At 64.2% G+C, this 26,180-nt stretch carries 24 protein-coding genes; 9 read left to right on the top strand and 15 right to left on the bottom strand.

Features of this window, described 5'->3' with window-relative positions; translation table 11 throughout:
• Window positions 1-2 precede the first annotated feature (2 nt).
• Entirely contained in the window at window positions 3-764 is a 762-nt protein-coding gene (locus FNB15_RS00305; RefSeq protein ID WP_144066800.1) for a pseudouridine synthase, read from the bottom strand.
• Entirely contained in the window at window positions 761-1,492 is a 732-nt protein-coding gene (locus FNB15_RS00300) for a gamma-glutamyl-gamma-aminobutyrate hydrolase family protein (protein WP_144066799.1), read from the bottom strand. Before FNB15_RS00300 ends, FNB15_RS00305 begins: the two co-directional genes overlap by 4 nt.
• A 103-nt stretch (window positions 1,493-1,595) precedes the next feature.
• Here FNB15_RS00300 and FNB15_RS00295 point away from each other — a divergent pair, with 103 nt between their 5' ends.
• The 3 genes from FNB15_RS00295 to FNB15_RS00285 all read left to right on the top strand — a co-directional run bounded on the left by FNB15_RS00295 (window position 1,596) and on the right by FNB15_RS00285 (window position 4,494).
• Window positions 1,596-2,039 (top strand): nucleoside deaminase, encoded by a 444-nt coding sequence (locus FNB15_RS00295; protein WP_342777568.1) that lies wholly within the window; start codon window positions 1,596-1,598, stop codon window positions 2,037-2,039.
• A gap of 111 nt (window positions 2,040-2,150) precedes the next feature.
• The gene (locus FNB15_RS00290) at window positions 2,151-3,356 is read left to right on the top strand and encodes an acyl-CoA dehydrogenase family protein (RefSeq protein ID WP_144066798.1); all 1,206 of its coding nucleotides are present in this window, start codon (window positions 2,151-2,153) and stop codon (window positions 3,354-3,356) included.
• Between the two features lie 49 nt (window positions 3,357-3,405).
• Window positions 3,406-4,494, top strand: a complete 1,089-nt coding sequence (locus FNB15_RS00285; protein WP_185973650.1) for a M14 family metallopeptidase — start codon at window positions 3,406-3,408, stop codon at window positions 4,492-4,494.
• Between the two features lie 130 nt (window positions 4,495-4,624).
• Here the strand turns inward: FNB15_RS00285 and FNB15_RS00280 are convergent, their stop codons facing one another.
• Together FNB15_RS00280 and FNB15_RS00275 are read right to left on the bottom strand one after the other, a co-directional pair.
• The gene (locus FNB15_RS00280) at window positions 4,625-5,170 is read right to left on the bottom strand and encodes a sigma-70 family RNA polymerase sigma factor (RefSeq protein ID WP_185973649.1); all 546 of its coding nucleotides are present in this window, start codon (window positions 5,168-5,170) and stop codon (window positions 4,625-4,627) included.
• Window positions 5,171-5,324: 154 nt separating this feature from the next.
• Entirely contained in the window at window positions 5,325-5,585 is a 261-nt protein-coding gene (locus FNB15_RS00275) for a hypothetical protein (protein ID WP_144066795.1), read from the bottom strand.
• A 290-nt stretch (window positions 5,586-5,875) separates the two neighbouring features.
• Here FNB15_RS00275 and FNB15_RS00270 point away from each other — a divergent pair, with 290 nt between their 5' ends.
• Window positions 5,876-6,226, top strand: a complete 351-nt coding sequence (locus tag FNB15_RS00270; RefSeq protein WP_144066794.1) for a PRC-barrel domain-containing protein — start codon at window positions 5,876-5,878, stop codon at window positions 6,224-6,226.
• Between the two features lie 59 nt (window positions 6,227-6,285).
• Here FNB15_RS00270 and FNB15_RS00265 read toward each other — a convergent pair whose 3' ends face one another.
• The 3 genes from FNB15_RS00265 to purD form a co-directional block, all read right to left on the bottom strand.
• Complete coding sequence (locus FNB15_RS00265; RefSeq protein WP_144066793.1) at window positions 6,286-7,347, bottom strand: phosphotransferase; 1,062 nt, start codon at window positions 7,345-7,347, stop codon at window positions 6,286-6,288.
• 3 nt (window positions 7,348-7,350) lie between these two features.
• Window positions 7,351-8,418, bottom strand: coding sequence for a phosphotransferase (locus tag FNB15_RS00260; RefSeq protein ID WP_144066792.1), 1,068 nt, complete (start codon window positions 8,416-8,418; stop codon window positions 7,351-7,353).
• A 192-nt stretch (window positions 8,419-8,610) separates the two neighbouring features.
• Window positions 8,611-9,879: a phosphoribosylamine--glycine ligase gene (purD, locus tag FNB15_RS00255; protein ID WP_144066791.1), complete on the bottom strand. Its 1,269-nt coding sequence runs from the start codon at window positions 9,877-9,879 to the stop codon at window positions 8,611-8,613.
• A gap of 95 nt (window positions 9,880-9,974) precedes the next feature.
• Here purD and xseA point away from each other — a divergent pair, with 95 nt between their 5' ends.
• Genes xseA through FNB15_RS00240 form a run of 3 tightly spaced genes read left to right on the top strand, consistent with a single transcriptional unit; the run spans window position 9,975 to window position 12,492 of the window.
• Window positions 9,975-11,447, top strand: a complete 1,473-nt coding sequence (xseA, locus tag FNB15_RS00250) for an exodeoxyribonuclease VII large subunit (RefSeq protein WP_144066790.1) — start codon at window positions 9,975-9,977, stop codon at window positions 11,445-11,447.
• Entirely contained in the window at window positions 11,447-11,668 is a 222-nt protein-coding gene (locus FNB15_RS00245; protein ID WP_144066789.1) for a DUF2093 domain-containing protein, read from the top strand. The genes xseA and FNB15_RS00245 overlap by 1 nt, the downstream gene beginning before the upstream one ends.
• Window positions 11,665-12,492, top strand: a complete 828-nt coding sequence (locus tag FNB15_RS00240; protein WP_144066788.1) for a M23 family metallopeptidase — start codon at window positions 11,665-11,667, stop codon at window positions 12,490-12,492. Before FNB15_RS00245 ends, FNB15_RS00240 begins: the two co-directional genes overlap by 4 nt.
• Before the next feature lies 1 nt (window position 12,493).
• On the opposite strand, the gene FNB15_RS00235 is transcribed toward FNB15_RS00240, so the two are convergent.
• From FNB15_RS00235 to FNB15_RS00205, 7 genes are all read right to left on the bottom strand, one after another.
• Window positions 12,494-13,396 (bottom strand): lysophospholipid acyltransferase family protein, encoded by a 903-nt coding sequence (locus FNB15_RS00235; protein WP_246068752.1) that lies wholly within the window; start codon window positions 13,394-13,396, stop codon window positions 12,494-12,496.
• Window positions 13,389-14,387, bottom strand: coding sequence for a tetraacyldisaccharide 4'-kinase (gene lpxK / locus FNB15_RS00230; RefSeq protein WP_144066786.1), 999 nt, complete (start codon window positions 14,385-14,387; stop codon window positions 13,389-13,391). Before lpxK ends, FNB15_RS00235 begins: the two co-directional genes overlap by 8 nt.
• Window positions 14,380-15,117, bottom strand: a complete 738-nt coding sequence (locus FNB15_RS00225) for a lysophospholipid acyltransferase family protein (protein ID WP_144066785.1) — start codon at window positions 15,115-15,117, stop codon at window positions 14,380-14,382. Before FNB15_RS00225 ends, lpxK begins: the two co-directional genes overlap by 8 nt.
• 2 nt (window positions 15,118-15,119) lie before the next feature.
• Complete coding sequence (gene msbA / locus FNB15_RS00220) at window positions 15,120-16,898, bottom strand: lipid A export permease/ATP-binding protein MsbA (RefSeq protein ID WP_246068751.1); 1,779 nt, start codon at window positions 16,896-16,898, stop codon at window positions 15,120-15,122.
• 113 nt (window positions 16,899-17,011) lie between these two features.
• A complete protein-coding gene (gene tkt / locus FNB15_RS00215; protein WP_144066784.1) occupies window positions 17,012-19,024 on the bottom strand; it encodes a transketolase in 2,013 nt (670 codons plus the stop codon).
• Between the two features lie 109 nt (window positions 19,025-19,133).
• Window positions 19,134-21,638 carry a methyl-accepting chemotaxis protein gene (locus FNB15_RS00210; protein ID WP_144066783.1) on the bottom strand — a complete coding sequence of 835 codons (2,505 nt, stop codon included), beginning with the start codon at window positions 21,636-21,638 and terminating at the stop codon, window positions 19,134-19,136.
• A gap of 140 nt (window positions 21,639-21,778) precedes the next feature.
• Window positions 21,779-22,369, bottom strand: coding sequence for a chemotaxis protein CheW (locus FNB15_RS00205; RefSeq protein WP_144066782.1), 591 nt, complete (start codon window positions 22,367-22,369; stop codon window positions 21,779-21,781).
• 137 nt (window positions 22,370-22,506) lie between these two features.
• On the opposite strand from FNB15_RS00205, the gene FNB15_RS00200 reads away from it, so the two are divergent.
• A complete protein-coding gene (locus FNB15_RS00200) occupies window positions 22,507-23,292 on the top strand; it encodes an HpcH/HpaI aldolase family protein (RefSeq protein WP_144066781.1) in 786 nt (261 codons plus the stop codon).
• A 13-nt stretch (window positions 23,293-23,305) separates the two neighbouring features.
• Window positions 23,306-24,247 (top strand): dihydrodipicolinate synthase family protein, encoded by a 942-nt coding sequence (locus FNB15_RS00195; protein ID WP_144066780.1) that lies wholly within the window; start codon window positions 23,306-23,308, stop codon window positions 24,245-24,247.
• Window positions 24,248-24,327: 80 nt separating this feature from the next.
• On the opposite strand, the gene FNB15_RS00190 is transcribed toward FNB15_RS00195, so the two are convergent.
• Complete coding sequence (locus FNB15_RS00190) at window positions 24,328-26,031, bottom strand: AMP-binding protein (protein ID WP_144066779.1); 1,704 nt, start codon at window positions 26,029-26,031, stop codon at window positions 24,328-24,330.
• Window positions 26,032-26,180: the final 149 nt, after the last annotated feature.

Raw genomic sequence — 26,180 nt, 5'->3', positions numbered from 1 at the left:
TCTCATTTCTTTTTGGGCGCCGGCGCCTTGCCGACGCCGATCTGTTCCTTCAGCACCTTGCCCGGTACTTCCTTCACCTTGCCGGGCTCGATCGCGCCAAGCTGGAAGGGGCCGTAGGCGGTGCGGATCAGGCGGCTGACCTGGTGGCCGAGATGCTCCATCACGCGGCGTACCTCGCGATTCTTGCCTTCGCGCAGGCCTACGACCAGCCAGGTATTGTCGCCCTGGCTGCGCTCGACGCTCGCCGTGATAGGTCCGTAGTTGACGTCGTCGATGGTGACGCCCTGTTCCAGTTCGGTCAGATGCTGCTTGTGCGGCAGGCCATTCACGCGCACGCGATAGCGGCGCAGCCAGCCGGTGCTCGGCAGTTCCAGCCGGCGCGCCAGTTCGCCGTCGTTGGTCAGCAGCAGCAGACCTTCGGAATTGAAATCGAGCCGGCCGACCGAGATCACGCGGGGCAGGCCGGGCGGCAGGTTGTCGAACACTGTCGGGCGGCCCTGCGGGTCCTTATGCGTGGTCATCAGGCCGCGCGGCTTGTGATAGAGCCAGAGCTGCGTCTTGGCGGCGCCAGCGAGCGGCTTACCGTTGACCAGGATCACATCGTCGGGCCCGACCACGCAGGCCGGCGTGTCCAGCTTTTTGCCGTTGACCATGACGCGGCCTTCGGCGATCCAGCGTTCGGCATCGCGGCGCGAACACAGGCCGGCACGTGCCATGCGCTTGGCGATGCGCTCGCCGGCGACATCTTCCTTTACATCACTCATGGTTTGCAGGCCGCGATGAAGGCAGAGAACAATTTGCGGTCGCCCTCGCTGATGAAGAATTCCGGATGCCACTGCACGCCGAGGCAGAATTTATAGCCCGGATGCTCGATACCCTCGATCACGCCGTCCGGCGCGATGGCGTCGCAGACAGCACCGGGCGCCACGGCATCCACCGCCTGGTGATGCGCCGAATTGACCGGCAGTTCATCGGCCCCGACGATGCGGCTGAGCAGTGTGTTGGCGCTCACCTTGACCGGATGGCCGGCCTGGTCGCGCGGATTGGGCTGCTCATGCGCCAGCGGATCTTTCACGCTGTCGGGGATATGCTGGATCAGCGTGCCGCCCAGCACGACGTTCAGCAGCTGCTGCCCGCCGCAGATGCCAAAGACCGGCTTGTTACGGTCCAGCATGCCACGGGTGATCGCCCATTCGAACTGGGTGCGCGCCGCTTTTACTTTCACCGTGTCATGCGTCTCGGCCGCTCCGAACAGGGCCGGGTCGACGTCGAAATTGCCGCCGGTGACGATCAGGCCGTCCAGCAGATCGAGATAGGCGGGCACGGCATCGGGCTCATGCGGCAGCACGAGCGGCAGGCCGCCGGACTGGGTCACGGCCGAGCAGTAATTCTGCCGCAGGGCATACCAGGGGAATTTCGAATAGCCGCCGGGCTCCTCGGAATCGAGGGTGATTCCGATCAAAGGCAGGCGGGTGGGACTGAGCTGGTTCATGGCCATCTTATAGGCCGGACGGCCCGAAATGACGAGGGGTGCCTTGACGTATAGGGAACCCTCCAGCACCCTCCGCGCCATGGCCGAAGCACCCCCAAAACACATGGCGACCCCCATGGAGATCGCGCTGGACGAGGCCCGGCTGGCTGTCGGGCGCGGCGAGGTGCCGGTCGGGGCGGTCATCGTGGACGGCAGCGGTGCGGTGGTTGCCCGGGCCGGCAACGAGACGCGGCTGCGCAACGACCCCACCGCTCATGCCGAGGTGCTGGCGATCCGCCAGGCCGCCGCGGCGCTGGGGGCCGAACGGCTAAGCGGTTGCGATCTCTACGTCACCCTGGAGCCCTGCGCCATGTGCGCGGGCGCCATCAGCTTCGCCCGGCTGCGGCGACTGTATTACGGCGCCGACGACCCCAAGGGCGGTGGCGTGGCCCATGGCGGGCGCTTCTTCGCGCAGCCGACCTGCCATCACCGTCCGGATGTCTATGCCGGGATCGGCGAGGCAGCGGCGGCCGAATTGTTACGCGGGTTTTTCGCCGCAAAGCGATAGTGCCGTCCCAATCGCCGCGATTGGTTCAATCCCTAGCCGAAGCCGCCTGCCGGGCATAAACTCTGCGGCGTATCCGCTATCGGTTAACTTGCAAAACAAGGGATGGAAACAATGGACTTCGAATTCTCGGATCGTGTCCGCGAGCTGCAGGAAAAAGTCAGCCGCTTCATGGACGACCACGTCTACCCGAACGAACACCGCTTCCACGAGGAAGTCGCCAAGGGCGACCGCTGGCAGCCTACTGCTGTCGTCGAGGAGCTGAAGGAGAAAGCCAAGGCGCAGGGTCTATGGAACCTGTTCCTGCCGGAGAGCCGTCGCGGCGCCGGCCTGAAGAATCACGAATACGCCACGCTCTGCGAGATCATGGGCCGCGTGCACTGGGCGCCTGAAGTGTTCAACTGCTCGGCGCCCGATACCGGCAACATGGAAGTCCTGGAGCGCTACGGCACCGACGAGCACAAGAAGGAGTGGCTGGAGCCGCTGCTGGCCGGCAAGATACGTTCTGCCTTTGCGATGACGGAGCCCGCCGTGGCCTCCTCGGACGCCACCAACATCGAGTCTGAAATCCGCAAGGACGGCGACTCTTATGTGATCAACGGCCGCAAGTGGTGGACCTCGGGTATTGGCGATCCGCGTTGCAAAATCCTGATCTTCATGGGCAAGTCGGATGCCAAGAATCCGAACAAGTACCAGCAGCAGTCGATGATCCTGGTGCCGCGCGATGCGCCGGGCGTCAATGTGCTGCGCATGCTTCCGGTCTTCGGCTATGACGACGCGCCGCATGGCCATGGCGAAGTGACCTTCGAGAATGTGCGTGTGCCGGCATCGAACATGCTGTTGGGCGAAGGCCGCGGTTTCGAGATCGCCCAGGGGCGTCTCGGTCCGGGCCGCATCCATCACTGCATGCGTCTGATCGGCCAGGCCGAACGTGCGCTGGAGAAGATGTGCAAGCGCGCCAAGAGCCGTGTCGCTTTCGGCAAGCCGGTGGCTGACCAGACGGTGACTCTGGAGCGTATCGCCGATGCCCGCATCCTGATCGACCAGGCCCGCTTCCTGACGCTGCATGCGGCCTGGAAGATGGACACAGTCGGCAACAAGGCGGCGCGCAAGGAAATTGCCATGATCAAGGTGGCGGCGCCGGTGATGGCCTGCCAGGTGATCGACTGGGCCATGCAGGTGCATGGCGCGGCCGGCGTCTCGGAAGACTTCGGCCTGGCCGCCGCCTATGCGCAGGCGCGCACGCTGCGCTTTGCCGACGGTCCGGATGAAGTGCATCGCAACCAGATCGGACGCCTGGAGCTGGACCGCTGGAACTGAGCCAGGAAAGCTTGCGTGTGTAATCGACCAGAAAAGAGAAAGCCTCCCCATGACTGTTGAATCGTATTTTTCCGCCACCTATGGCGAGGCGCGGGACAAGTTCCGTGCCGCCGCGACGGATGCGGGCGCCAAGCTCGTCTCCTTCGAAAATCCCAATGCCAAGGGTCCGAAGGGCGAGACGCTGACCACCGACGTCGCGCTGCTCGGTCCGGAGAAGGCCGAACGCGTCTATCTCACTATCTCGGGCACGCATGGCGCCGAGGGTTTCTGCGGCTCGGGCGCGCAGATCGGTCACTTCAAGGACAAGCTGTTCGACGCCATGCCGGCCAACAGCCTTGCGATCATGGTCCATGCGATCAACCCCTACGGTTTCGCGCATGTCCGTCGCGTGACCGAGGACAATGTCGACCTCAATCGCAACTTCCAGGACTTCTCCAAGCCGCTGCCGGTGAACGCGGCCTATGAGGAAGTGCATGACCTGCTGCTGCCGCAGGTCTGGGAAGGGCAGGGCCGCGCTGCCGCCGATCAGGCGATTCTGGAATATCAGAACAAGCACGGCGCCTTTGCCTTCCAATCGGCGATGTCGGGTGGTCAGTATTCGCGTCCCGATGGTCTGTTCTTCGGTGGCCAGAAGCCGACCTGGTCGAATGCCACCTTCCGGCGGATTCTGAAGGAGCTGGTGCCGGCCACGGCCCGCAAGCTGGTCAGCGTCGATTTCCATACCGGCCTCGGGCCCATGGGCTATGGCGAGCCGATCTATATCGGCCCGGACGATCCTGCTTTCTATGCCCGTGCCAAGGCGGTGTTCGGCCCCGAAGTCACCAACCCGAATGACGGCAGCTCCAGCTCGGCGCGCGTCACCGGTACGGTGCCGGAAGCTTTCCTCGATCTGCCGAAGTCGATCGAGGTGACGGCGATTGCGATGGAATACGGCACACAGCACTGGCAGCAGGTGACGGAAGCGCTGCGCGGCGACCATTGGCTGCATGCGCGTGGCGGCGACGTCAATTCGCCGCTCGGTCAGCAGCTCAAGCGCAAGATCCGCGACGCTTTCTACACCGACACGCCGGCCTGGAAGGCAGCCATTGCCGGCCGTGCCGCAGATTTCGCGCTGCGCGCCTTCCGTGGCCTCGAATAAGCCGACCTCGAATATGCGGGCCCGAGTAAGCGAACTTGGGGCACGCAAAGAAATGGCGGCAGGATCGCTCCTGCCGCCATTCTTTTTTCCAGTGCGTGTTTGCTAGTGACGTCGCTGGGAGAATTTCGTCTTAGTGGTGCAGTTCGGCCAGGCGGGTCTCCCGCGGGGTCGGGTTGCGTGGCATCGGGCTCTCGCCCAGCATCTTGGCTTCCAGTTCCTGGCGGGCGCGGGCCAGACGGCTGCGGATCGTGCCGATCGGGCAACCGCAGACCTTGGCGGCTTCCTCGTAGGACAGGCCGCTGCCGACCACCAGCATCAGCGTTTCGCGCTGTGCCTTGTTCAGCGTATCGACCGCCTGCAGCAGTTCGCCCAGCACCATGGCGTCCTCCTGCGGTGCCTTGACGGCCATCAGGTTCTCGATCGCGCTGGAATCGCCGAAGGTGGTCGCCTCGCGGCGGCGGCGGCGCGCCTGGTCGATATGCTGGTGGCGCATGATGGTGAAGGCCCAGGCCTTGAAGTTGGTGCCGGGCTGGAACTGTTCGGACTTCGCCAGCACACGCAGCACGGTTTCCTGGGTCAGGTCCTCGGCCCAGGTGCGGTCACGCGTCAGCATGATCGAGAAGGCCTTGAGGGAGGGGAGGGTCTCCAGCAGCAGGCCGTGGATTGCGTCGGTCATGGGGAACATCCTCGTTTTTTTGGTCTCGGTGACGTGTTCGTCTATGACCAGAGGATGGTCGTCCCGGCGCCCAGCAGCCAGCGATAAGGCCGAGACATGCTGTGACAAAACCGCGATGGAATTTCGCGGTTTTCCGTAAATTACATAATGAAAATCAGTGCTTAGCTTTAGGGCTCGAGGATGTCACAGCTTCGGTTGTGCCGTTGCTGAGGTAATCCATGAGGCGCGGAAGGGCGCGATCCAGCCAGGAATTGAACTGGCGCGACTGCTCCGCCTGGCTGGGATTCTGCTCCGGCTGGGCGGTGACAAGCGGCAGGGCCTGAGCCTCAAGGGCACCATCGGCGGCGACAGCGGACTCCGTTGTCAGGTCCCCAGCGCTTTCAGTCTCCACAAGATCTTTGTTGTGCTTGGACATATCCCACACCTGCGACGGCTGCCCGTCACCGCCAGCTACCCGGTTATCTTCTACCGGCATTCGTATTCATGCAATTCCGAATGACCGACGGGTTACATGGTTCCACACCGGGCGGAAAGGTCGCAGGCCTGCCCCAGAATCCCGGCGCAACGGGGCTTGGCCTCTGATAGGGAAATATCACAGGAACCCTATGATTTTCTTGGCGTTTATTAGGTTACAGATGCCGGCAAGGCGCGGATTTCCGCCCATTGCATGTCATTTCGAACCCCGCAAACCCAGGAGGACGCCCCATGACTGACCGTCTCATTTCGGCCGACAAGGTGGAAGGCACCACCGTTTACAACCGCACGGGTGACAAGCTCGGCTCGATCAACAACGTCATGATCGACAAGACCTCGGGCAAGGTGGCCTATGCCGACATGTCCTTCGGTGGCTTCCTCGGCATCGGCGATCGCCATCATCCGCTGCCCTGGAGCATGCTGACCTACGACACCGACAAGGGCGGCTATGTCGTCAATCTCGACAAGAAGACGCTGGAAGGCGCGCCGACCTACGGCGAGAAGGAACGCGTGAACTGGGAAGACGAAGCCTGGGGCCGCAAGGTGCACGACTATTACGGCGTGCCGCCCTTCTGGATGTAATCGACATCCGCGCGACGTGATGGAAGGCGCTCCCCTTGATCGGGGAGCGCCTTCTTTTTTCAGTCGCTGTTGTCGATCAGGTTCCAGGCCTGGTTGGCGACCGACCGCACCAGCGCGCTATAGATCTTCAGCGCCTGTGCTGCGGCGGGAGTAGACGGCGTGCCATTGCTGCCGCGTTTGACGATGCCCTGCGCCATCACCGCGACGCGGAACAGCGCGAAGGCCAGATAGAAATTCCAGTGCGGAATATCGTCGCGCGCAGCATGGCGGCAATAGGCGCCGAGATAATCCGGCTCGCCGGGAATGCCGCTCTCGATGAAGTCGATGCCCTGCAGGCTGCCCATGCCGGGAATCGTCACGCGCCAGGGCATGCAGTTGATCGCCAGGTCGGCCAGCGGGTGACCGATCAGCGCAAGGTCCCAGTCGTGCACTGCCACCACACGCGGTTCGCTGGGATGGAAGACCAGGCTTTCCATGCGGAAATTGCCGTGCATCAGGCTGGTGACGTCATCGGCCGGCAGATGCGCCGGCAGCCAGTCGAGCAGGCGCTCCATCGCCGCGATCTCGTCGGTGGCATTGGCGCGATACTGTTCGATCAGGGTCGTGACCTGGCGGGTCAGGTAGTCGAGGCCGCTGCCATTGGCGGGCAGGCCGATCTGGGCCGGGGTGAGCATATGTAGTCGGGCCAGTGTTTCGGCCATCGCCTCGTAATGTGCCTGCCGCTGCTTGGCATCCAGGCCGGGCAGGTTGGGGTCGCGGAAATGCCGACCGGGGATGTAGTCCAGCAGATAGAACGGCGCGCCGATCACGCTGTCGTCGGTGCAGACCAGTTGCGGCTGGCCAATCGGCAGTCCGGCCGCGTGCAACGCGCGCAGCAGGTTGAAATCGCGCTCGACCGAGTCCGCCAGGCTGGAGCCCTTCCGGGGCTGGCTGCGCTTGCGCAGCACCAGATTGCGGCCCGGACTGTGCAACATGAAGGCGGGGCTGGCAGCAGGTCCCTTGAACTGCTGTACGGTCAGCGGGGTTTTGAAATCGGGCAGATGCTCGGCAAGATGCGTCGCCAGCCTGGCCTCGTCGAACCGGTGTTGCGGTTGTACGGGGGTCAGGTCAGCGGCCGCCATCGCTTATTGGCTCCGCGTCATCCGCTCCACCACGGCCCAGGCCTGCTCTGCGATCGGCCGGGCGCGTTTGCCTGACTCGATGGCATGCTGGCTGGTAGCGGTGCCGTCCTTCACACGGCCCATGATGCCCTGCAGGATTCCTGCAATGCGGAACATGTTGTAGGCCATGTAGAATTCGAGATGCGGAATGCTGTCGCGGCCGGTGCGGCGACAATAGGTTGCGATATAGTCCTGCTCGTTCGGAATGCCGAGATCAGCGAAGTCAATGCCGGCGAGGCCGCGGAAGGTCTCCGGTGCCAGCCGCCACGACATCAGGTGGTAGGTGAAGTCGCCGAGCGGATGGCCCAGCGTCGAGAGCTCCCAGTCCAGCACGGCGATCACGCGCGGCTCGGTCGGATGGAAGATCATGTTGTCCATGCGGTAGTCGCCATGGACGATGCTGGTTTCCTCGCCGGGCGGAATATGCGCCGGCAGCCATTCGATCAGCTTGTCCATCGCCGGAATCTCTTCCGTCTCGGACGCCTTGTACTGCTTGCTCCAGCGGTTGATCTGGCGGGCGAAATAATCGCTGGGCTTGCCGTAATCGCCGAGGCCGATGGCTGTGTAGTCCACCTTGTGCAGCGCCGCGATGGTCCGGTTCATGGCATCGAAAATGCCGGCACGTTCCTCGCGGTTCAGATCGGGCAGGCGTTGGTCCCAGAAAATGCGGCCTTCCACGCAATCCATCACGTAGAAGGCGGTGCCGATCACGCTGTCGTCTTCGCACAGCCCGTAAGTCCTGGCCACCGGCACGTCGGTTTGGCCCAGCGCGGTGATCACGCGGTATTCGCGGTCGACCGCATGCGCCGAGGGCAGCAGTTTGCCCGGCGGCTTGCGGCGCAGCACGTATTTCTTGCCCGGTGTCACCAGCATGAAAGTCGGATTGGATTGCCCACCCTTGAACTGCTGTATGGTCAGCGGTCCGCTGTAGTCTGCAACGTTCTGCCTGAGCCAGCGTTCCAGCGCGGCTTCATCGAACTTGTGGCGCTCCTGCACCGGCATGGTGCCGACGAAGCGATCCTGGTCGCTCATGCGAATGTTTCCTCGTTGTTGGGGCACGATAGCGACATGCCCGCAACTACGATAGCCATGCCGTGTGGCCCGGCGCAACCGCCTATCGGCAGTCCCGGTTATCCGCATTCCGACGCTGTGTTACTGCTTGTGTGCGATCGGTTTTTCTGTTCACGGGCCCGAGCTTCACGCTCGATGGCACGCCAGCGCCAGTTACTTCTGCTCGCGGGCGATCGCCCGCCAGCCGATGTCCCTGCGGCAGAAACCCTGCGGCCAGCGGACTTTATCCACAGCGGCATAGGCACGCGCCTGTGCTGCCGCAATGGTCTTGCCTGTGCCGCAGACGCCCAGCACGCGACCGCCATTTGCCAGTATTGCGCCATCGGCGCCCGGCTTGGTGCCCGCATGGAACACAATCGTATCCGCTTCGGCCGCAGCGGCATCAAGCCCTTCGATCGCGGTGCCCTTGCGCGGTTCGGCGGGGTAACCTTCGGCGGCCATCACGACGCAGAGCGCGGCATCGTCCTTCCAGCGCAGGTCGAAATCCTTCAGCATGCCGTCGCGCGAGGCCATCAGCGCAGGCAGCAGGTCGGATTTCAGCCGCAGCATCAGAGTCTGGCATTCCGGATCGCCGAAGCGCGTATTGTATTCCAGCAGCTTCGGGCCGTCCTTGGTGAGCATCAGCCCGGCGAACAGCACGCCCTTGAACGGCATGCCCTCGGCGATCATGCCATTTACCGTCGGCATGATGATCTGCTCCATCACCTGCTGCTGCAGGGCAGGAGTGAAGACCTTGGCCGGGGAATAGGCGCCCATGCCGCCCGTGTTGGGCCCGGTATCGCCATCACCGACGCGCTTGTGATCCTGCGCCGAGGCCAGCGCCAGCGCATGTTTTCCGTCCACCAGAGCGAAGAAGCTGACTTCCTCGCCATCCATGAATTCCTCGATCACCGCCTGCGCGCCGGGCTCGGCGAACAACGCCGCGCTGGCGTCCAGCGCTTCCTCCAGCGTCATCGCCACGACCACGCCCTTGCCGGCGGCAAGGCCGTCGGCCTTCACCACGATGGGGGCGCCGTGCTTGCGGATGAAGGTTTCCGCCGCGGCGCCATCGCTGAACCGGCCATAGGCCGCGGTCGGGATGCCGTATTTGGCGCAGAGGTCCTTCATGAAGCCCTTGGAGCCTTCAAGCTGGGCCGCGGCCTTGTTCGGGCCGAAACAGGCAAAGCCCGCGGCCTCCAGATGGTCGACCAGGCCAATCACCAGCGGAGCCTCGGGGCCGACCACGACGAAATCGATATGCTCGTCACGGCAGAGCTGCAGCACGGCATCCAGATCGAGCGGATCGACCGGGGCGAGCTTTGCCACTTGCGCGATGCCGGCATTGCCGGGGGCGCAGACCAGCTTGTTGACCAGCGGCGAGGCGCTCAGCGCCCAGCACAGGGCATGCTCGCGCCCGCCGGATCCGATGACGAGAAGATTCATAGGGGCCTCTGGGAACGTCGTGGCGACTGGAGGAATGGCGGCAATGTTTGTATCATGGCCGGAACAGACGCAAGGCTTCCCCCCGAGGCTTTTCCATGAGCGATTTCGAGCCTTCCCAGCCTGGTGCGGCCGGCGCCCCGACAGCGCCCGGAAACGTGCCGGAATATACGGTTACCGAGCTCTCGCTGCGCCTCAAGCGCAGCATCGAGGACAATTTCGGCTGGGTGCGGGTCCGCGGCGAAATCTCCGGTTTCAAGCGGGCGGCGTCGGGCCATCTCTACTTCTCGCTGAAGGATGCCGATTCGCTGCTGGATGGCGTCTGCTGGAAGGGCAGTGCCGCGCGTCTCGGGGTCAAACCCGAAGACGGCATGGAGGTGATCTGCTCGGGCAAGCTGACCAGCTATCCTGGCCGATCGAAGTATCAGATGGTCGTGGAGCGGATGGAGTTGGCGGGCTTGGGCGCGCTGATGGCGCTGCTGGAGCAGCGCAAGCAGAAGCTCGCGGCTGAAGGGCTCTTCGCCGCCGAACGCAAACGGCCGCTGCCGTATCTGCCGCGCGTGATCGGCGTGGTGACCTCGCCGACCGGCGCCGTGATCCGCGACATCCTGCATCGCCTGGCAGACCGTTTCCCCACCCATGTGCTGGTCTGGCCGGTGCTGGTGCAGGGCGAGGGTGCCGCCGAGCAGGTGGCGAAAGCCATCCGCGGCTTCAATGCCCTTCCGGAGAATGGTTCAGGGGCAACAGGCGTGCCGCGGCCCGATCTGCTGATCGTCGCGCGCGGTGGCGGCAGCCTGGAAGATCTGATGGCCTTCAACGAGGAAGTGGTGGTGCGCGCCGCCGCGGCTTCAGATATTCCACTGATCTCGGCGGTGGGCCATGAAACCGATACGACGCTGATCGACTTCGCCTCCGACCGTCGTGCACCGACGCCGACGGCGGCGGCCGAAATGGCCGTGCCTGTGCGGCTCGATTTGGTTGCCGGCGTCGCCGGGCTGGATGAACGCCTGCGCCGCAGCATCACGCGCATGGCGCAGGACAAGCGCCGGCATCTCGACAGCCTCGGCCGTGGCCTGCGTGGTCCGCGCGAACAGCTCGACATGGCGCGCCAGCGTTTCGACGATCTCTCGGACCGTCTGCGGCATGCGTTGCGCGTCGGCGTGGCGGCGCAGCGCGCGCGGATGGAGACGGCGATGGCCCGGCTGCGGCCGGCGCTGCTGAGGCGGGAAGTGGCAGAGTATGGCCGACGCCTGAAGGATGCCGATGCGCGACTGCTGCGCGCCATGCGCCAGCGTCAGGCCGATGCAGCGCAGCGCCTGAGTCAGCCGGCCAAGCTGCTGGAGAGCCTGTCCTACCGCAATGTGCTGGCACGCGGCTTTGCCGTGATCCATGGCGCGGACGGCACGCCCCTGAACAGCGCTGACGCGATGGCGCCGGGTGCTGCCGTCGCCATCGAGATGCATGATGGCCGCCGCGATGCGCAGATTGTCGGCGGCGGTTCCGCACCTCCCGTGGCGAAGAAAGCAGCGCCTGCCGCCGCGAAGCCGACCAAGCAGGAAAGTCTGTTCTGATGCCGCCGCCACCGCTGCCGCGCGACATCGAAGCCCGGCTGTATTTCCGGCATGGCACTTTCGATATCGTCTTCCCCGGCTCGTATGTCACCTGCGCGGTCACTGGCCAGCGCATCGCACTGGAGCAATTGCGCTACTGGAGCGTGGACCGCCAGGAAGCCTATGCCGATGCCGTTATTGCCACGCGCGGACTGGCCATCGATCCGGTGAAGCGCGCATGAGGCGCTGGCTTGCCGTATTGCTTCTTATGGCCGCCGGCAACGTGACTGCCGCTGAAGCAAACGAGGCGCCGGCCGGCATCACCTGGCAGGGTGATTTCAGCCAAGGCGGCCTAGTCACCGGCGCAGCCGAGCCCGGCATCCTGATCAAGCTGAACGACCGGATCGTTCCGGTAGCAAAGAATGGCCGTTTCGTCTTTGGCTTCGGCCGCGATGAATCCGCCACAATGACGCTGACCGTAACCCGCGATGGCGGCCGCAGCGAACCGGTGACGTTGCGGATCGCGCCGCAGACTTATGACATCCAGCGCATCGATGGCCTGCCGCCAGCGCAGGTGACGCCGCCGCCGGCCGTGCTGGAGCGCATCAGGCGCGAGAATGCGGCGATTGCCGCTGTGCGCCAGCGCAACACGGCGCGGCAGGATTTCCTGCAGGGCTGGATCTGGCCGGCGAAAGGCCCGGTCTCCGGCGTGTATGGCAGCCAGCGGATTCTCAACGGCGAACCGCGCACGCCGCATTACGGTCTCGATATCGCGGCGCCGACTGGCAGCCCTGTCGTTGCGCCGTCGGCCGGTGAAGTGGTGCTGGCCGAGAAGGATATCTATTTCACTGGCGGAACGATCATCATCGACCACGGCATGGGGATCAATTCGGCTTTCTCGCACCTGCATGCCCTCAACGTGAAGGTCGGGCAGCAGGTGAAACAGGGCGAACTGATCGGTACGGTGGGCGCGACCGGCCGCGCGACCGGTCCGCATCTCGACTGGCGGGTGAACTGGTTCGACGTGCGGCTCGATCCGCAGCGCCTGCTGCCGGAAAAGCCGTAGCTCAGCGCTTCCAGCGCTTGTGCACCCAGAACCATTGTTCGGGGTTCCGGCGAATCCGCTCTTCAAGATTTTGGTTGATCATCCGCAGTGCGCTGTCGATGTCGCTTTCGCGGTCCCCGGTATTTTCCAGCTGGATCGGGGCCTGGATGGTGACGCGGAAGCGGGCGCTATCGCCCAGGCGTTCGCCATAGATCGGTACAACAGGGCAGCCCGTACGTAGCGCCAGTTCCGCAATCGCCGGGGCGGTCATGGCGTCATGACCGAAGAAAGGCACGGCGCGGCCGGTGTTGAGTTTCTGATCCACCAGCATCGCCAGGCATTCATTGCGCTTGAGGGCTTTCAGCAGTTCGCGTGCTGCCTGCATGCCCTTCGGCACACGCTGGCCGCCAACCGGCTTGCGCAGATTCTGCAGAATCTCTTCAGTCAGTGGATTGTTGGCGGCGCGATAGACCTGCACCAGGTGAATGCCGTAATGCACGCCTGCGATGCTCATCACTTCCCAATTGCCGAAATGAGCGGAGAAGAATATCGCGGGCTTCTTGCCGTCGCGGATGTCGGCGAGATGCTCGTCGCCCACGACTTCGATCTGTTCGCCGGCTTCGTGTGAGCCGATATGTATGTCGCCCAGATGGGCATACTCAGCCAGTACGCGGCCGAGGTTGTTCCACATGCCCTGCAGGATGCGCTCATGCTCGGCGCTGCGTTCAGGCAATGCGAGTTCCAGATTGGCTTTCGCAGTTCTGTGCACCCCCAGACGAGGGCCGATCCTGCATGCGATCCAGCCCCCAAAGGCGGAAGCGCGATCCACCGGCAGGGCGGCAAACAGCGCCAGCGCCAGCCGGGCACCCCAGGCGGCAACGTATTCATGCGGCTCTGCATGCGGGAACAGCAATTTTTTAAGCACCAGCCGTCGCTCCGTCATGCAGTCTGGAACGCAGGTAGTCGTCCACGCGCTGCGGTTCAGCAAAGTTCAGCACGACACGCAGCACATCCACCATCTGTCGCGCCTTGGCCGGCAGGCGCACCTGATCCTTCGCAGTGGTGACCGGAATGGCATTCAGCTTATGGGCGGTTTCAACGAGACGCATCACAGTGTCGGGCGAATAGGGGGCGTGGTCGGGGAAGGTGGCCGTTTGCACCACCGTGGCACCGAGCTGTTGCAAGGATGTGAAAAATTTCTCCGGGCGGCCGATGCCAGCAAAGGCCAGAACACTGCGGCCACGCAGACGCACGGCGTCGGCCGGATTGGGGTCCAGCGTGGCGGCGAAAACCGGGCGACGGCCAAAGTCAGGCAACGGAACGCTGCGCGGACCGATCAGCACCAGGGCATCGCAGCGCGCCAGGCCTTCCTCAATGGGTTCGCGAAGAGGCCCGGCTGGCAACTGCAGCCCGTTGCCGAAGCCGTAGCCGCCATCGACCACCAGCAGACTGAGCCGGCGGGCCAGCGCATAGGTCTGGTGCGCATCGTCAGCGATGATGCAGTCGGCACCCGCCGCAACTGCAGCACGGGCGGCGGCGGGGCGGTTGCCGCCGATCCAGGTCGGTGCGGCGGCGGCCAGCAGCAGGGCCTCGTCACCCACATCGGTGGATGTGTGACGGGTCAGATCGACCCGCACCGGTCCGGCCAGCTTTCCTCCATAGCCGCGGCTGACGATCTGCGGATGTCGGCCAAGCGCGGCCAGGCGCAGGGCAATGGCGATGGCGGTCGGCGTCTTGCCTGCGCCGCCGGCGACCAGATTCCCGATCGAGATTACCGGCGCGCCGATCTCCTGCGCGGCTGTCATGCGCTGGTTGAGGCGGTTGCCCAACCCATACAGCGCCGACAGCGGACGCAGCAGCCTGGGCAGCGGTGATGTGCTGCCGGCCTGCCAGAAATGCGGCGCCGTCTTAGCCATCGCCTTCTGCCGGCAGGCGGTCGGCCGGCGCGATCGGGGCGTGGCCACACAGGCGGTCCGCTTCGTCGCAGAGCCTATTCAGGATCGTTTCAAGACGCAGGGCGGCCTGTTCCGGGCTTTCAGTGATGTCGCTGTGCACGTCGATCGGTTCGCCCCAGAGGTAAACCCCCCGGTTGAATGGCCAGGGCAGGATGAAGCGGTCCCAGGAATTTAACACACGGCGGCGTCTTACCGCATAGGTCACCGGCAGGATCGGCACCTTGGCCAGCCGGGCGGCCGCGATCACGCCGATACTGGCCCGCATGCGCGGCCCGCGCGGCCCATCGGGGGTGAAGCCGGCATATTCATTGAGCTTGAGCTGGCGCACCATCACCCGCAATGCGCCGCTGCCGCCCTTGTCTTTTTTGCCGGCCTTGGCGGCGGAACCGCGGACCGTGCCGATACCGAAGGGATCCATGGCGCGGGCGATCAGCTCGCCGTCGCGATGCTGCGAGATCAGCATGTTCATACGCCGGTCGCGGCGCCAGGTTGGCGGGATCAGCAGCAGTCGGCCGTGCCAGAAGGCGAGAATGAACGGTCGGTTTTCAGACCAGAAGGCTTCCGGATATTCGGCGCCACGAATGTCCCATCGCGTGGTGTTGCGCACCAGGCGGACATAGAAAGCGATGGCATCCGCCGCGAACCGCACGGCGGGTTTGCTTCGCTGGATGCGTTTCCACAGCCCGGCCATGCTCAGGCGGTAGCCTCGACGGCGAACTGGGTCGCGTAAAGCCGGGCATAGGCACCGTTGCGGGCCAGCAGTTCGGCATGACTGCCTTGTTCGACCAGGCGGCCGTGATCGAGCACGAAGATCACGTCAGCGTCGATCACGGTGGACAGGCGATGGGCGATCACCAACGTGGTGCGGCCGCGCATCAGCTCGCTCAGCGCCACCTGGATCAGGCGTTCGGATTCGGTATCCAGCGCGCTGGTGGCTTCATCCAGCAGCAGGATCGGCGCGTCGCGCAGCATGGCGCGGGCGATGGCCACGCGCTGGCGCTGGCCACCCGACAGTTTCACGCCGTTCTCGCCCACTGCCGTATCATAGCCCTGCGGCAGGGCGATGATGAAATCATGCGCGGCTGCATTACGTGCGGCATTTTCGATTTCGGCCTGGCTGGCTTCGGGCCGTCCATAGGCGATATTGGCGCGGATGGTGTCGTCGAACAGCGTCAGCTCCTGGCTGACCAGAGCGACGCTGCGACGCAACGAAGTCAGCGTTACATCGCGCACATCCTGGCCGTCGATTTTCACGCTGCCCTGGCTGGCGTCGTAGAAGCGCGGCACCAGATTGAGCAGCGTCGACTTGCCGGCGCCCGAGGCGCCCACCAGCGCGGCCTTCTTGCCCGGCGGGACCACGAGGCTGATGCCATCCAGTGCTGTCTTGTCGGAGGCATAGCGGAAGCTGACGGCATCGAGGCGGATTTCGCCGCCATTCACCTGCAGCGGCTTCGCATCGCCGGATTCTTCGATGGCCGGCTTGATGTCGAGTATGGTGAAGATGCGGTCGGCCGCAGCCAGGCCTTCCTGCATGGCAGTCTGCATGGTGGCGAGAGACTTGAGCGGCTGATAGGCGGTCAGCGCCGCATAGATGAAGGCCGTGAGCGTGCCGAGTGTCAGCGTTTCGCTGCTGCCGCCGATATAGATCACCACCGCCACCGCAATGCCGCCAAGCGCCTCGGTGGTCGGACTGGCGGCGGCGCGGGCGCGCACCACCTTCATCAGGTGGCCGAGGCGGGTGTCGACCGACAGGCGGGCGCGCTCGATCTCGCGCTGCTCCATGCCATAGGCCTTGACCATGCGCGCGCCTTCGAAGGTTTCGCTCAGGATCGTGGTCAGTTTGCCGGTTTCCTGCTGACCCTTGGCAGAGCTCTTGCGCGTCTTGCGGCCCAGCCGGCGCGTGCTCAGGCCCACGAAGGGGAAGATCACGCAGACGATCAGCGCGAGCTGCCAGTTCATGCTGAACATCACGCCGGTCAGGAAGATCAGGCTGAGCGTGTCCTTCACCATGCCGGTCAGCGCCTTGGTGACGGCTTCGCGCAGCAGCGTGGCATCGAAGAGGAAACTGGAGATCAAACGGCCGGAATGCATGTCATGCAGCCAGGCAAGGTCGGCACGGATCAGATGGCTGTACAGCCGAATCTGGGTATCGGCGATCACCCGCTCGCCGAAGCCGATCATCAGCGTGCTTTCGAAATAGGTCGCCACGCCCTTGATCACGACCACAATCACCACGGCGAGCGGGATCATCATCGTCCAGTAAGGGTCGCGCTCCGTGAAGACCTGGTCGATGGCCGGTTTCAGCAGCCAGGCGGTGGCGGCCGTCATGGCAGCCACCACGATCATCGCGACGAGCGCAATCGCCAGTGAAGCGAGATGCGGCCTGACCTGTTCGGCCAGCAGACGACGCAGCAGCTTGCCGCTGCTGGCATGGGCCGGCTGGGAGCTATCGGGCGAGGCCGCTGTAGTCACCGGAAATCCGTCTTAATCCAAGGCGTTAAATGCTCGCGTGCTATAGCACGCGACAGCCGCTGCGGCCAGTACGGCTGGCGCCGGAAACCGGATATGGCAGTCGGAAAGGGGCTTTACAACCGTTGTTTGGCGGCTGCGGCCACTGCTTCCGGCGTGATGCCGAAATGCTTGTACAACTGCTCGTAGGGGCCCGAGGCGCCAAAGCCACTCATGCCCACGAAACCGCCCTTGATGCCGAGATAGCGGTCCCAGCCCTGGCGGACGCCGGCTTCGACCGCGATTCGCACCGTGCCGGGGCCCAGAGTCTTTTCCTGGTAAGCCTCGTCCTGGGCGTCGAACAGCTCGAAGCTCGGCATCGAGACCACGCGGGTCGGGACGCCGTCTTTCTGCAGCAGGTCGCGGGCCGTCATCGCGATGGCGATTTCCGAACCGGTGGCGAGCAGGGTGACCTTGGCGGCGCCGCTTTCGGCAGCGGCGAGTTCATAGCCGCCCCTGGCGACCAGATTCTCTTCCGTATGCGTGGTGCGCACCGCCGGCAGGTCCTGGCGGGTCAGGGCCAGCACGCTGGGGCGATGCTTCTGCTGCAGGGCGACCTGCCAGGCTTCGGCGGTTTCCACCGCATCGGCCGGACGCAGCACGAGCAGATTCGGAATGGCGCGCAGGCTTGCGACATGCTCGACCGGCTGGTGCGTCGGGCCGTCTTCGCCCAGGCCGATCGAATCATGCGTCATCACATAGATCACGCGCTGTTCCATCAGGGCCGACAGGCGGATCGACGGGCGGCAATAGTCAGTGAAGACCAGGAAGGTGCCGCCATAAGGGATCAGGCCACCATGCAGGGCGATGCCGTTCATCGCCGCCGCCATGCCGTGCTCGCGCACGCCGTAATACACGTAGCGGCCGCTGTAGTCGCCCGGCTTCACCGGATTGAGGCCGGCGGTCTTCGTGTTGTTCGAACCGGTGAGGTCAGCTGAACCGCCGAGCGTTTCCGGTGTCGCCGGATTGATCACTTCCAGCGCCATCTGCGACGACTTGCGCGTCGCCCATTTCGGCTTGTCGGCCGCGAGCTTCTGCTTGTACTCAGAGATCGTCTTGTCGAAATTCGCCGGCAGGTCGCCCTTGAGGCGGCGATCCCATTCGGCGCGCTGTTCGGCCGGCAGGGCGGCATGCAGCTTTTCCCAGGCAGCCGACTTGGCCGTGCCGGCAGCGCCAATACCACGCCAGGCACTCAGGATGGCATCGGGAATCTCAAACGGCGCATGCGGCCAGCCGAGCTTCTCGCGCGCGCCCTTGATTTCGTCGGCGCCGAGCGGCGAACCATGCGTGGCGGCAGTGCCGGCCTTGGTCGGCGCGCCATAGCCGATCACGGTGCGGCAGGCGATCAGGCTCGGCTTGTCGCTCTTCTGCGCAGCCGCAATGGCGCCGGCCACGGCTTCCGGATCATGGCCGTCGACGGCAATGGTGGCCCAGCCGCTGGCCTGGAAGCGCTTGATCTGGTCATCGGACACCGACAGGCTCGTCGGGCCGTCGATGGAAATCAGGTTGTCGTCCCACAGCACGATCAGCTTGTTGAGTTTCAGATGGCCGGCCATCGAGATCGCCTCGTGGCTGATGCCTTCCATCAGGCAACCGTCACCGGCGATCACATAGGTGTAGTGGTCGACCAGCTTGTCGTTGAACTGCGCGGCCATCGCGCGCTCAGCCAGCGCCATACCCACGGCGGTGGCGATGCCCTGGCCGAGCGGACCAGTGGTGGTTTCAATGCCGCCGGCATGGCCGAATTCCGGATGGCCGGCCGTGCGCGCGCCGATCTGGCGGAAGCGCTTCAGCTCGTCCAGTGTCATGTCCTGATAGCCGGTCAGGTACAGCAGCGAATAGATCAGCATCGAGCCATGGCCGGCCGACAACACGAAGCGGTCGCGGTCGGGCCAGGCCGGATTCTTCGGATCGAATTTCAGGAAACGGCTGAACAGCACGGTGGCCACGTCGGCCATGCCCATCGGCATGCCGGGATGGCCGGAATTGGCGGCCTGGACGGCATCCATGGACAGCGCGCGGATGGCATTGGCCATCTCGGCATGGCTGACCGGGGCGGAATGGCGGGGGGCGGCGGCAGGCTGCAGCATTGCGGGGGAATCCGGCGTCAGAGGCGGCGAAAGTGGCCGGACCTTGCCGAGCAAAGCCGGGCACGTCAACCCATGCCCGGCTGCCCCCGTCTAGATGTGGTGCAGATGCTCAGAATTCCTGCCAATCGTCGTCGTCAGCGGCCTTGGCCGAGGCTGCCGGAGCTTGCCGAGCCGGGGTTGGTGCGGCGGGGGGAATCGCCGGTTTCCGGGCCACGGCAGGGGCAGCCGGTTTCGGCACAGCTGTCGGGGCAGGCCTGGGGGCCACTGCCGGCGTGGCCGTAGGGGGAAGCGCCCGGGCGCTGCCGTCCAGCTTGAAGAAGCCGACCAGATTGGCCAGTTCGTTGGCCTGACCGGACAGGCTCTGGGCGGCGGCCGTGGTTTCTTCCACCAGGGCTGCGTTGCGCTGGGTCATTTCGTCCATGCTGCCCACGGCGGTGTTGATCTGGTCGAGGCCGGTGGCCTGCTCGCGCGAGGCGGCAGCGATCTCGGCGACGATATCCGACACTTTCTTGATCGCCGTGACGATCTCGGTCAGGGACTGGCCGGTCTGGTTGACCAGGGCCGCGCCGGTCTTCACCTGCGCATTCGACTCGTTGATCAGCGATTTGATGTCCTTCGAGGCATTGGCAGACCGCTGCGCCAGGGCGCGCACTTCCTGCGCGACAACGGCAAAGCCCTTGCCGGCCTCGCCGGCGCGGGCGGCCTCGACGGAGGCATTCAGCGCCAGAAGATTGGTCTGGAAGGCGATCTCGTCGATCAGGCCGACGATGTCGCTGATCTTTTGTGCGCTTTCCTCGATCCGCGTCACTGCGCCGACCGCATCGCCGACCACGCTGCCGCCCTTCTCCGCCGTATCGCGCGCCGCGACCGCCAGCTGGTTGGCTGCCTGCGCATTGTCCGCATTCTGTTTCACCGTGGTGGTGATCTCGTGCATCGAGGCAGCGGTTTCCTCGATCGAAGCGGCCTGCGATTCCGTGCGGCTGGCCAGATCCTGGCTCCCGGTCGAGATTTCGTCCGATGCCACCTTCACCGATTGCGCCGTCTGGGTCAGGCGACCGGCAAAGTCCCGCATGCGCTCCGACATGCCGTTGACCGCGCCCTTGATCTCGCCGAACACGCCCTGGTATTCGCCGCGTACCGTCTTGGTCAGGTCGCCGCCGGCCATGGCGCTCATCGCGCCGGCCAGTTCGCTGGTCATGGTCTGCAGTGTGCCGGCCAGACGGTTGAGCTCCTGGCTGGTGGAGAGGAAGAAACCATCCTTGCCGCTTTCGCTGATGCGGCCGCTGAGATCGCCCTGCGCCACCTTGTTGACCAGCGCGGCGATTTCCTCGCCGGCGGCCTTTTCGCGGGCTTCGCGCTCCAGGCGACGGCTTTCCGACTCTTCACGCTGGCGCGCGATATCGGCTTCAGCCTGTTCGCGCGCGATCATGCTGTCCTTGAAGATCTGCACGGCCTTGGCCATTTGGCCGACTTCAGCACCGCGATCGACGAAGGGAATCTCGACGTCGAGGTCGCGATTGGCGAGGCGCTGCATCGCGCCGGTCATGCGATTGATCGGTCCGGTGACGCGCCATTGCACGATCAGAAAGCCGAAAGCAGTGAAGGCAACGGCGGCCACCAGGGTACCGATGCTCAGGAACACGCTGCGCTGCGTCTGCGCCGTCTGCGCATCGGCGCGCTTGATCAGCTCATTCAGTGCGGTGTTGGCCACCGCGTTCAGCATGTTCAGGCTTTCGGTCACGGTCGGCTGATACTTCGCCTGTTCGACCGGCGAGGGCTGGCCGGCGGTGAAGGCCTTCACGATTGTCTCGCGCTCGGTACCGAGCGGACCGGTGAAGAAGCCTTTCGCGGTGTTGACCACGTCGCGCACCGGCGTCGGCGTGTCGCTGCGCGTGGCGATGACAGTGACGATGTCCCAGGCGGTGGCGACGCGGCCGGAATCATCGGCATGCGCCATGGATTCCGCGATGCCCCAGGTCTGACCGGCCGACATGGTGGTCAGGATGCGCAGCACCATCGAGCCGGCATAGTTGCGGATCGTCCAGGCATTCTGCTTCACGCTCAGCAGCTGGTCGACGGCGGGATCCACCAGCTGCAGCGAGGCTTCGAGGAAATCGGACGCCTCCTGCACGGCGGTGAGGTAGTTCTGCGTCACGCGCGGCCAGTCCTGCATGGTCTGCGCTTCGCGCTGGGCGCGCGGCTGAGCGATCATCTGCATGGCCTTCGGGCGCATGGCGTCGACCGCGTCATTTGCGGATTTCAGCTTGGTCAGCAACGGGGTGGCGCCCGGCAGATCGCTGCTGAGCGCCGACAACATGGCATAGCCGGTATTGTAGGCCTTTATCGTGTTGTCGCGCTGTGTGGTGATGCTGTCGATGCTGTCTTTGGAAGCCGGAGCTTCGGCGCGGAAGACGATCAGGATGTTGCCACGCTCGAGCCGGTGCTGCTGCAGGCTCTGGAAAAAGGCCTGGCTGATCGGCGCCAGCTGCGCCACCCGTTTGGCGGCGGCATTGCGGTCGAGTGCGTTGAGCAGGGCATTGATGCTGCCGGCCACCAGCATCAGGCCCAGAATGCCGATGACCAGTCCCAGCGTGGTGCGAATGGAAAAATTCATGCTCAATCCCCCCTAAAAGCCCATAAGGCCTTACTCCATGGGGATTAAACTAGCGTGTCCGGGTTCGCTTGCCTGCGGGGATAACGACAAGGTTGTCGAAAATTTACCTGCTGGCAGCGGCAAGCTGTTTGTAGTTGCAACTAAGACGCCGTCGCAATCCCGGCCTGGCCGCTTTGCTGCGCTGCGATCTGCTCCATCTGCGACGCCGTGGCCTGGTTCACCAGCCGGTCGAGATCGAGGATCGAGACCATGCGTTCCTCACGGGCCACCAGGGCGCTGAGGAACTGGTGGTCGTCGGCCATGCCGGTGTTGGGGACGCCCTGCAGGTCGCGCTGATCGATCGACAGAATATCGGACACGGAATCGACCAGCAGGCCGAAGGTGCCGTTCACCGCCACCACCACGATCACCACATGCATCCGGGTCGGCGTCGTGCGGCCACCGCCGAAGCGAACGCGCAGGTCGTAGATCGGCACGATCGTGCCGCGCAGGTTGATGATGCCGCGTACGAAATCGGGCGTGTTTGGCAGGTTGGTCACTTCGGTCCAGGCGCGGATCTCGCGTACGCTCAGGATGTCGATGCCGTATTGCTGGCTGTCGATGGCGAAGGTGAGGTACTCGTTGCTGCTCACTGGATCGGCTCCCTGCAGTGCGCCGCGGCCCCGGTTGCCGTTACCCTGCGCGGTCTGGATGCCGGTCTGCGTGCCGGCGGTTGCGGGTAGCTGATCCATAACTCCTCCTGCCGGCCCGGGTTCCTGTCCCGGCCGGACCTATTGTGCGTTTTTAGCACAGTTCACCCTTGTATCGCCGCCATTTATTCTTTGTTGTATCATCGTCCGTTCAAGGATCGCCGGAGGAAACAAAAACCATGAAACTGCCCGCCAACACGTTCAAACGCGCGCTTAAGGAGCGGCGGCAGCAGATCGGACTCTGGTGTTCGCTTTGCAGCAATACCGCCGCAGAAATTCTGGCGACGGCCGGCTTCGACTGGATCGTGATCGACACCGAACACGCGCCCAACGAAGTGCCCATGGTGTTGCAGCAGCTGCAGGCCATGCAGGTGGACGCCAACACCGCCAGCCCGGTGGTGCGTCCGGCCTGGAACGATACGGTGATGATCAAGCGGTTTCTGGATATCGGCGCGCCGAATCTGCTGCTGCCGTTCGTGCAGAATGTCGAAGAGGCCAAGAAGGCCATCGCGGCAACCCGCTATCCGCCGAAGGGCGTGCGCGGCGTGGCGGGCAACACGCGGGCCAACCGTTATGGCCTGATCACCGACTATTACGCCACGGTGGAAAACGAACTCGGCGTGATCCTGCAGGCCGAAACCCGCGATGCCGTGAACAAGATCCCGGAAATGGCGGCTGTGGACGGCGTAGACGGCATCTTTATCGGGCCGGCCGACCTTTCGGCCAGCATTGGCCATCTGGGCAATGCCGCGCATCCCGAAGCGCAGGCTGAGATCATGCGCGCGCTGGAACTCTGCAAGGCCGCCAACATGCCGGCCGGCATCCTGGCGGTGAATGAAGACGATGCGCGGCGCTACCTCGATGCCGGCTTCACCTTCGTCGCCGTCGGCGTCGATCAGAGCCTGCTCACCAAGGCCACGCGCGATCTGGCCAAGCGGTTCCGCGGCCATATCGGCCGCAGCTGAGGGGGCGAGCAGAATGAAGACTTCGCCCGTTGTTGCGGCCGACCTTGCCGCATCAGTGTTCGCAGTACCGCCACTGGCGCGCTATGCCGACCTGACCCTGAACGAGGACGCCAACCGCCAGCTGATTGGCTATATGGAAGCCGGCGGCGTGCGCAGTTTGATGTATGGCGGTAACGCCAACTTCTACAACATCTCGGTCAGCGAATATGCCGAGGTGCTGGACTTCCTGGTCGATGCCGTCAGCTCCGATACATGGCTGATCCCGTCGTTTGGTCCGGATTATGGCAAGCTGATCGACCAGGCCCGCATTCTGCGTGGGTCCAAGGTGCCAACAGCCATGGCGCTGCCGATGACCTTCCCGGCCACGTCGGACGGGATCGAAACCGGCCTGCGTCGTGCTGCGGTCACCATGGGCAAGCCGCTGCTGCTCTACATCAAATCCGACAATTACATCGCGCCGGCCGCCGCCGGCCGCCTGATGAAGGACGGCTCGGTCTGCGCCATCAAATACGGCACGGTGCGTGCCGACCCGGCCAAGGACGATTATCTGAAGCAGTTGCTCGACCATGTCGATTCCAGGCTGGTGATCAGCGGCATCGGCGAGCGGCCGGCGATCACGCATCTGCGCCAGTTCGGCCTCGGCGGTTTCACGTCAGGTTCGGTCTGCCTGGCGCCGCGCGGCTCGATGGCCATTCTGGGAGCAATCAAGCACGGGGACTGGGCCACGGCCGAGCGACTGCGCGAAGCCTTCCTGCCGCTGGAAGACCTGCGCGACGGCATCAGCCCGATCCGCACGCTGCACGATGCCGTTACCCTTGCCGGCATTGCCGATATGGGCCCGATGCTGCCGTTACTGACAGGGCTGAATGCAGCCGAGCGCCAGCGTGTGCAGCCGGCGGCGCAGGCGCTGCGGGCCTGGGACGAGGGGTTGGGCAAGGCCCAAGCTGCGGAATAGGCTTGCGGAATAGCGGCGGCGCAGAAACAAAAAAAGCCCCGGTCATCCCGGGGCTTTTTCTTTTGGGCTCTTCAGCGGCGTCAGTTGCCCGATGCTGCCTTCTGCTTTTCTTCCTCGACCAGTTCCTTTTTCGACAGCTTGCCGATCAGGGTCTTGGGCAGGGCGTCACGGATGTCCATCGCCGCCGGCATCTCGTGCTTGCCCAGCTTGTCCTTCAGGAAGGTCTTCAACTCGTCGAAGGTGAATGGCTTGGCGTCGGGCTTCAGCTTGATGAAGGCCTTGGCCGACTGGCCGCGATACTGGTCGGGAATGCCGATCACGGTGCATTCCTCCACCGAAGGATGCTCGTAGATCGCTTCCTCGATGTTGCGCGGATAGACGTTGAAGCCGCCCGACAGGATCATGTCCTTCTTGCGGTCGACGATGAAGACATAGCCTTCCTCGTCGAGATAGCCGACATCGCCGGTATGGAACCGACCGCCGGCAAAGGCCTCCGCCGTCGCTTCCGGCTTGTTCCAGTAACCCTTCATCACATTTGGGCCGGTGATGCAGATTTCACCGGTCTCGTTGACGCCTTTCAGCTTCAGCGGATCATCAACATCAACGATCTCGATCATGATGCCGGGCAGCGGCAGGCCGCAGGACCCGCGCTTGCGCTTCCCGCCATAGATGGTCTGCGTGCCGGCCGGCGAGGTTTCGGTCATGCCCCAGCCCTCGATCATCTTGTGGCCGGTGACCTGCTCGAACTTGTCCTGCACTTCCACGGGCAGCGGCGCGCCACCCGAGGCGCAGAACTTCAGCGCCGAGAGATCGTAGTCCTTCAGGGTCGCCATGTTGACGATGGCGGCATACATGGTCGGCACGCCGGGGAAGATGCTGATCTTCTTCTTGTGCAGATCCTCGATCACCGCTTTCAGCTCGAAGCGCGGATGCAGGAAGAACTGCGCACCAATGGTCAGCATACGCAGCAGTACGGCGCTCAGGCCGTAGATGTGGAACATCGGCAGGACCATCAGCACGCGTTCCTTGCCATCTTCCAACTGCAGGGCGTCGTTCTTCTCGGTCCAGGCGCCGTACATATGCACGGTGGCGGTGATGTTGCCATGCGTCAGCATGGCGCCCTTGGGCTGGCCGGTGGTGCCGCCGGTATACTGCAGGATCGCCACTTCCTCGGCCGGGTCCTTCACCGGATGCGGCGTGTAGCGGCCGTCATTGGCAACCAGATCCGTGAAGCGGATATGCTTGTCGTCCTTCGGCACCTGGGCAATTTCCTTGCCCTTGGCCAGCGGGAACAGCAGGTTCTTGGGGAAGGGCAGGACATCCGGCAGGCGGCAGACCACCACCTTCTTCAGTCGCGTGGTGCCCAGCATCTTGCCGATATTCGGATACAGTGCCTTGAGGTCGAGCGTGACCATGATGTCGGTCTGGCTGTCTTCGATCTTGTAGCGCAGCTCGCGTTCGGCATCGAGCGGACTGTAATTCACCACGCGGCCACCGGCTTTGAGGATGGCGAAGAAGCAGATCACGTAATGCGGCGTGTTGGGCAGGAACAGGCCGACATGCACACCCGGGCCGACGCCCAGCTGCTGGAAACCCTTGGCGGCGCGATCGACCAGATCGGACACGGCGGCATAGGAATAGCCCTTGCCCATGAAGTCGAGGCAGGGGTTGGGCGCGAAGCGGGCAACCGCGTCGTCCAAGATGGTCCAGATCGGCTTGGCCTGGAAATTCTGCGCCCAGGTTACGCCGGCCGGATAGGATTTTTCCCAAAACGGAGCGGTCATTCTTTGTCCCCCTAGACCTCAAACACGCGGCCGGCTAGCGCCAGCCTTCTGCCCGCCATTCTAGGAACCGGGCGGGGTCAGCGCAACGTGGCGCAGCGTCAGGCCAATTCGGTTCATTCGACACCCCGGCAGACGCCTGTGCATAAAGC

The sequence above is a fragment of the Ferrovibrio terrae genome, from assembly GCF_007197755.1.
Classification (GTDB): Bacteria; Pseudomonadota; Alphaproteobacteria; order Ferrovibrionales; family Ferrovibrionaceae; genus Ferrovibrio; species Ferrovibrio terrae.
This window is presented reverse-complemented; position numbering and strand designations above follow the sequence as displayed.